Source organism: Shimia sp., from assembly GCF_041624275.1.
In the GTDB taxonomy this organism is placed as follows: Bacteria; Pseudomonadota; Alphaproteobacteria; order Rhodobacterales; family Rhodobacteraceae; genus Shimia.
This window is the reverse complement of record NZ_JBFJVE010000166.1, coordinates 1-6,916: the sequence shown is the minus strand read 5'-3', so window position 1 is coordinate 6,916 and position 6,916 is coordinate 1. Positions and strand designations below refer to the sequence as shown.

The 6,916-nt window shown below is 65.8% G+C and carries 6 protein-coding genes; all 6 read right to left on the bottom strand.

Annotated features, from left to right (window positions below):
• A partial coding sequence (rpe, locus tag ABZD10_RS12260; RefSeq protein ID WP_372886851.1) for a ribulose-phosphate 3-epimerase occupies positions 1 to 677 on the bottom strand: 677 nt, incomplete at its 3' end.
• Between the two features lie 100 nt (positions 678 to 777).
• Positions 778 to 1,860 carry a class II fructose-bisphosphate aldolase gene (gene fba, locus ABZD10_RS12255; RefSeq protein WP_372886850.1) on the bottom strand — a complete coding sequence of 361 codons (1,083 nt, stop codon included), beginning with the start codon at positions 1,858 to 1,860 and terminating at the stop codon, positions 778 to 780.
• 22 nt (positions 1,861 to 1,882) lie between these two features.
• Positions 1,883 to 3,088 carry a phosphoglycerate kinase gene (gene pgk / locus ABZD10_RS12250; protein WP_372886849.1) on the bottom strand — a complete coding sequence of 402 codons (1,206 nt, stop codon included), beginning with the start codon at positions 3,086 to 3,088 and terminating at the stop codon, positions 1,883 to 1,885.
• Positions 3,085 to 4,089: a type I glyceraldehyde-3-phosphate dehydrogenase gene (gene gap, locus ABZD10_RS12245; protein ID WP_372886847.1), complete on the bottom strand. Its 1,005-nt coding sequence runs from the start codon at positions 4,087 to 4,089 to the stop codon at positions 3,085 to 3,087. Before gap ends, pgk begins: the two co-directional genes overlap by 4 nt.
• Positions 4,090 to 4,098: 9 nt before the next feature.
• Positions 4,099 to 6,090, bottom strand: coding sequence for a transketolase (gene tkt, locus ABZD10_RS12240; protein ID WP_372886845.1), 1,992 nt, complete (start codon positions 6,088 to 6,090; stop codon positions 4,099 to 4,101).
• A gap of 10 nt (positions 6,091 to 6,100) precedes the next feature.
• A partial coding sequence (locus ABZD10_RS12235; protein WP_372886844.1) for a phosphoribulokinase occupies positions 6,101 to 6,916 on the bottom strand: 816 nt, incomplete at its 5' end.

Below are 6,916 nucleotides of genomic sequence, written 5' to 3'. Positions count from 1 at the left end.
TGCGCGGCGGTGCGGATGGCGCGGATATTGTGGCCATAGACCGAAGGCTCGGTGACCGAGCCGCCGTTGAACACCGCCGAACCCGCCACCAGCACGTCGGCGCCGGCAGCGGCCATCAGCGGCGCGGTCTCGGGGGTGATGCCGCCGTCGATCTCGATGTGGATCGGGCGGTCGCCGATCATGGCGCGCAGGCGGCGCACCTTGTCGATCTGCGAATGGATGAATTTCTGACCGCCGAAGCCGGGGTTCACCGTCATCACGCAGATCAGGTCCACCATGTCCAGAAGGTAGCCCACCTCATCGGCCGGGGTCGAAGGGTTGAGCGCCAGGCCGGCCTTGGCACCGCTGGCGCGGATGGCCTGCAGGGTCCGGTGGGTGTGCGGCCCGGCCTCGGCATGGGCGGTAATGATGTCGGCGCCGGCGGCGGCGAAGGCCTCGATATAGGGATCGACCGGGGCGATCATCAGGTGCACGTCCATGACGGTCTTGATATGCGGGCGGATCGCGGCGCAGAGCGGCGGGCCGAAGGTCAGGTTGGGCACGAAATGCCCGTCCATCACATCGACGTGGACCCAGTCGCAGCCCTGCGCCTCGATGGCCGCGATCTCGGCGCCGAAATTGGCGAAATCGGCGGAAAGGATGGATGGGGCGATCTTGATCGAACGGTCGAACGACATGGGGCACCTCGTTGTGGATGGAGGAATGGCCGGGCGAGCCGCCCATTCCGGGTGAAATCCTGGCCCTTCGGCACCACGCCCCAAGGGGCGCGGGGCGGGGCTATTGCGCGGCGTGGGCGGCCGCGCTTTGCGGATCAAGCGTGCCGTCGGCATAGCGGGCGGCCATGTCGTCCATCGACACCGGCCTGATGGACGCGGCCTGCCCGGCGGTGCCGAAACGCTCGAAACGGTCGCGACACAGGTTTTCAAGCGAGGCCATTGCCGGGATCAGGAACTTTCGCGGGTCGAACTCCCGCGGATTGAGCTGGGCCATGCGACGGAACTGCCCGGTCATCGCCATCCGGCAATCGGTGTCGATATTCACCTTGCGCACGCCAGAGCGGATTCCGCGTTCGATCTCTTCGACCGGCACGCCGTAGGTCTGGGGCATCTCGCCGCCATGCGCGTTGATGATGTCCTGCAGCTCCTGCGGCACCGAGGAGGAACCGTGCATCACCAGATGGGTGTTCGGCAGCTTGGCATGGATGGCTTCGATCACCCCCATCGCCAGAATGTCGCCATCGGGTTTGCGGCTGAACTTGTAGGCGCCGTGGCTGGTGCCACAGGCGATTGCAAGCGCGTCGCATTTTGTCCGCAGGACGAAGTCCACCGCCTGGTCGGGGTCGGTCAGAAGCTGATCCTGGCTGAGCTTGCCCTCGGCGCCCGATCCGTCCTCGGCTGCGGCCTCGCCGGTTTCAAGGCTGCCCAGCACGCCCAGCTCGCCTTCGACGCTGGCCCCGACCCAATGCGCGGCGTCGCTGACCCTCTTGGTGATCGCGACGTTGTATTCATAAGAGGCCGGGGTTTTCATGTCCGCCTCGAGCGAGCCGTCCATCATCACCGAGGTGAAACCATGGCGAATCGCGCTCAGGCAGGTGGCTTCGTTGTTGCCGTGGTCCTGATGCATGACGATCGGAATCGCGGGAAACATCTCGGCCAGCGCCTGCACCATGTGACGCAGCATGATGTCGCCGGCATAGGAGCGGGCCCCGCGGCTGGCCTGCAGGATCACCGGCGCGTCGCAGGTGCTCGCGGCATTCATGATCGCCAGCCCCTGCTCCATGTTGTTGATATTGAACGCGGGCACGCCGTATCCGCGCTCGGCGGCATGATCCAGCATTTGACGAAGGGTGATGAGTGCCATGAGGGGCTCCTTTCAAGGGGGGTCAGGCGGCGGCAGCGTCGCGGCTCAGGGCCGCGATCCCGGGAAGTGACTTGCCTTCAAGCCACTCAAGAAAGGCCCCGCCGGCCGCTGAGACATAGGTCAGGTCGTCGGTCACGCCGGCGGCATTCAGCGCCGCGACCGTATCGCCACCACCGGCGACGACAACCGCCGAGCCATCGCGCGCCAGCCCGGCGGCCTTGCGCGCCAGCTCGATTGTCCCCCAGTCGAAGGGGGGCATTTCGAAGGCGCCCAGCGGGCCGTTCCACAGAATGGTCCGCGCCTCTGCGAGGGCCTGCGCAAAATGCGCCACCGCAGCCGGCCCGGCATCAAGGATCATCGCGTCATCGGGGCAGGCGTCGCGGGGAACGACCGTGGCCTTGGCGCCGGCCTTGAAGTCGCGGGCGATGACGATGTCGTCGGGCAGCAGGATCTCGCAACCGCTGGCCTGCGCCAGGCCGGTGATCTCGGCCACCATCTCGAGCTGATCGGCCTCGTGCAGCGACCGGCCCATGGGCAGGCCTTCGGCGAACAGGAAGGTATTGGCCATGCCGCCGCCGATGATCACCGCATCGAGCCGGGTCACCAGGTTCTTGAGAACCGCGATCTTGCTCGACACCTTGGCGCCGCCGACAATGGCGACCGCCGGTTTCTGCGGTGTTTCTAGCGCCCGTGTCAGCGCCTGCCGTTCCTCGGCCATCATCGGCCCGGCCGCAGCGGGAAGGAACTCGGCAATGGCGGCGGTGGAGGCATGGGCCCTGTGGGCGCAGGAGAAGGCGTCGTTGACATAGATGTCGCCCAGCCGTGCATAGCCCTTGGCCAGCGTCGGATCGTTGTGTTCCTCGCCGCGATTGAAACGGACGTTTTCGCACAACAGCACGTCGCCGTCTCTCAGGGCCTTCGACATGGTTTCGGCGTCGGGGCCGTATGAGGTGTTGCAGAACCGGACCTCGGTCCCAAGCGCGGCGCTCAGCGCCGGCAGAATCTGCCTGACCGAACTGGTGGGATCGACTTCGCCATCGGGGCGCCCCAGATGGGTCAGAATGACCAGCCGTGCCCCCTGATCCAGTAGCGGGCGCATCCCGGCGGCAAACCGGTCGATCCGGGTGCTGTCGGTCACCTGCCCCTCGGCCAGAGGCGCATTCAGGTCGGCCCGCACCACCAGCCGTTTGCCGCGCAGGCTCATGTCGGTGATGGCCGCGATCGTCATGACGACACCCGTGCCATATGCACCGCGTTGTCCGCCATCCGGCAGGAGAACCCCCATTCATTGTCGTACCAGGCCATCACCCGGACCAGCCGCCTGCCGATCACCTTGGTCTGGTCGCTGGCGAAATTGCACGAATGGCTGTTGTGGTTGTAGTCGACCGACACCTTGGGTTCGGTTTCGTAGCTGACGATGCCGCGCATGGTGCCTTCGGCGGCAGCGGCCATGATCTCGTTGATGTCGTTGACGGTCACGTCGCGTTCCGCCTGGAAGGTCAGGTCCACGGCCGACACGTTCGGAGTCGGCACCCGGATCGCCGAACCGTCCAGCCGCCCGGCCAGTTCCGGCAGGACCTCTCCGATCGCCTTGGCCGCCCCCGTCGAGGTCGGGATCAGCGACATTGCGGCGGCGCGGGCGCGGTAGAGATCGGCGTGCCGACGGTCCAGCGTCGGCTGATCGCCGGTATAGCTGTGGATCGTGGTCATGACGCCGCTTTCGATGCCGATCGCATCGTTCAGGACCTTGGCCAGCGGTGCCAGGCAATTGGTGGTGCATGAGCCGTTCGACACGATCCGCTCGGCGGGTTTCAGGTCGCGGTGGTTGACACCGAAGACAACGGTGCGGTCCGCCCCCTTTGCCGGGGCCGAAATCAGCACCTTCTTCGCGCCCTGTTCAAGATGGACGTCGCTGGCGGCCTTGGAATTCATCGCGCCCGAGCATTCCAGAAGCACGTCGACGCCCTCCCAGTCGAGATCGTTGGGCGAATAGCTCGAAAACACTTCGATAGGGCCGTTTCCGATATCCAGCGTGTTGCCATTGGCGACGATGTCGCCGTTGAAGTGGCCGTGGACGCTGTCGTATTTGAGCAGATGCGCTGCGGACTCGATCGGCCCGGTTGCATTGAGTTTCACGACGACGATGTCGTTGCGCCCGCTTTCCGCGATGTGCCGCAGGGTGCAGCGACCGATCCGGCCGAAGCCGTTGATTCCAACTCGAACAGTCATGATGTCTCCTCAGGTCAAGAGCTGACGGGCAGCATCTGCCACCGCCTCGGGGGTGATCCCGAAATGTTGATAGAGTTCCGGTGCCGGGGCAGAGGCCCCGAACCCGGTCATGCCGACAAAGGCGCTGTTGTCGCCCAGAAGGCGGCCCCAGCCCTGCTGCACGGCCGCCTCGACGCCGACGCGCGGGGCGGTGCCCAGTACCGACCGGCGATAGGCCTCATCCTGCTGCTCGAACAGTTCGAAACAGGGGGCGGAAACGACGGCTGCGCCGAGGCCCTCGGCCGCCAGGAGATCGGCTGCGGCGCAGGCGATCTCGACCTCGGAGCCGGTGGCGATTAGCGTCACCTCGCGGGGCGTGGCGGCCTGGCGCAGGACGTAAGCGCCCCTGGCGGTCAGGTTGGTTTCGCTATGAGTGACGCGCAGCGTCGGCAGGCCCTGCCGGGACAGGCACAGGACCGAGGGCGTGGTGTCGGCGCTGGCCGCGATCTCCCAGCATTCGGCGGTCTCCACCGCGTCGGCCGGGCGGAACAGGTTGAGGTTTGGCATCGCGCGCAGGCTGGCGATATGCTCGACCGGCTGATGGGTCGGGCCGTCCTCTCCGAGGCCGATACTGTCATGGGTCATGACATAGGTCACCGGCTGCCGCATCAGGGCCGACAGGCGGATCGAAGGGCGGCAGTAGTCGGCGAAGGCCAGAAAGGTGCCGCCATAGGGCACGAAGCCCCCATGCAGCGAAATCCCGTTCATCGCCGCCGCCATGCCGTGTTCGCGGATGCCGTAGTTGACGTAGTTGCCGCCGTAGTTGTCGGCATCGACCGCCGTCATCGCCGAGGTGCGGGTGTTGTTGGAGCCGGTCAGATCCGCCGAGCCGCCGATGGTATTGGGCAGGGTGGCATTGACCACCTCGAGAGCCATCTCCGAGGCCTTGCGGGTCGCCACCTTGGGCCGGTCCGCGCTCAGCCTGGCGCGATGGCGGGTCAGGGCCGCGCCCAGAGAGGCGCGGTCGGGCCCGGTCAGCGAGGCGGTGAACCCCGCCGCCAGCGCCGAAGCGTCCAGCCGTTCCTGCCAGGCGTCGCGCGCCGCCCTGCCGCGCCCGGCGGCAAGCGCCCAGGCGTCACGGACGTCGTCGGGAATGTCGAAGGGCGCATGCGGCCAGTTCAGCGCGGCCCGGGCGGCGGCGATTTCTTCCTCGCCGAGAGGCGCGCCATGGGTGGCCGAGGTCCCCTGTTTGTTGGGCGCGCCATATCCGATGACGGTGGCGCAGGCGATCAGGGTCGGGCGCGGATCCCTGCGCGCGGTCTCCAGCGCCGTGGCGATCGCGTCGGGCTCGTGGCCGTTGACCTCGAGAACCTGCCAGCCGGAGGCGACGAAGCGGGCCTTCTGATCGGTCGAGGTCGACAGCGAGGTCGCCCCGTAGAGGGTGATCCGGTTGTCATCCCAAAGCACGATCAGGCGGCCGAGCTTCAGGTGGCCGGACAGGTCGATCGCCTCGTGGCTGATTCCCTCCATCAGGCAGCCGTCGCCCGCCATCACATAGGTGTAGTGATCGACCAGATCGTCGCCGAACCGGGCATTGTGCAGCCTCTCGGCCAGCGCCATTCCCACCGCCGTCGAAATCCCCTGGCCCAGCGGTCCGGTGGTGGTTTCGATGCCGGCGGCGTGACCGTATTCGGGGTGCCCCGCCGTGCGGGAGCCCATCTGGCGGAAGGTCTTCAGCTGCTCGATCGGCATGTCGTCGAAGCCCAGGAGGTGGTGCAGGGCATAGAGCAGCATCGACCCGTGTCCGGCGCTCAGCACGAAGCGGTCGCGGTCGGGCCACTCGGGCTGTGTCGGGTCGACGTTGAGAAAGCGGTTGAACAGCACCGCGGCGACATCGGCCATGCCCATGGGCATGCCGGGGTGACCCGAATTGGCCGCCTGCACCGCATCCATGGTCAGGGCGCGGATGGCATTGGCCATCCGGGTTTCGATGGTTTCGGTGATTTTGCCTTGCTTGGTCATCATGGGCTCCTCAGGCGCGCCTTGCCTTTTCCACCAGCCGTTCGATCAGCGGGGTGAAGATCAGCTGCATCGCCAGATCCTGCTTGTTGCCGGGAATGACGATCGAGTTGGCGCGGCTCATCCAGCTGCCTTCGATCATCGAGATCAGATAGGGGAAGTCGATGCCGCGCGGGTTCTTGAAACGTATGACGACGATGCTTTCGTCCGGGGTCGGAATCCAGCGCGCGATAAATGGGTTCGAGGTGTCGACGACCGGGGCCCGCTGAAAGTTGATGTCGGTTTCGGCAAACTGCGGACAGATGCAATGCACATAGGCATGCATGCGCCGCAGGATGGTGTCGGTCACCGCCTCGGTGGAATAGCCGCGGCTGGCCTTGTCGCGGTGGATTTTCTGGATCCATTCCAGATTGATCACCGGCACCACGCCGATTTTCAGGTCGGCATATCTGGTCAGGTCGATGGCGTCGTTCTTGACCGATCCGTGCAGACCTTCGTAGAACAGCAGGTCGGAATCGCTTTCGAAGGGGGCCCAGTCGGTGAACTCGCCGGGCGGCACACCAAATCGGCGGGCCTCTTCCTCGTCGTGAACATAGTGGCGGGTGTGCCCGGTGCCGGTTTCGCCATAGGTGCGGAAAACCCTCTCCAGTTCCTCCAGCTCATTGGCGTCATAAGAGAAATGAGAGAAGGTGGAATCGCCCGCCGCGACCCGTTTTTCCAGCTCGGCCTTCATGTCGGCCCGGTTGAAGCGATGAAAGGCGTCGCCTTCGATGGTGACGGGGTTGAAGCCTTCGCGGCGAAAGATCTGCTCGAAGGTATGCTTTATGGT

Coding starts and splice junctions, on each gene's coding strand:
- fba (WP_372886850.1), bottom strand. CDS start 1,860: ATGGCACTCATCACCCTTCGTCAAATGCTGGATCATGCCGCCGAGCGC.
- pgk (WP_372886849.1), bottom strand. CDS start 3,088: ATGACGATCGCGGCCATCACCGACATGAGCCTGCGCGGCAAACGGCTG.
- gap (WP_372886847.1), bottom strand. CDS start 4,089: ATGACTGTTCGAGTTGGAATCAACGGCTTCGGCCGGATCGGTCGCTGC.
- tkt (WP_372886845.1), bottom strand. CDS start 6,090: ATGACCAAGCAAGGCAAAATCACCGAAACCATCGAAACCCGGATGGCC.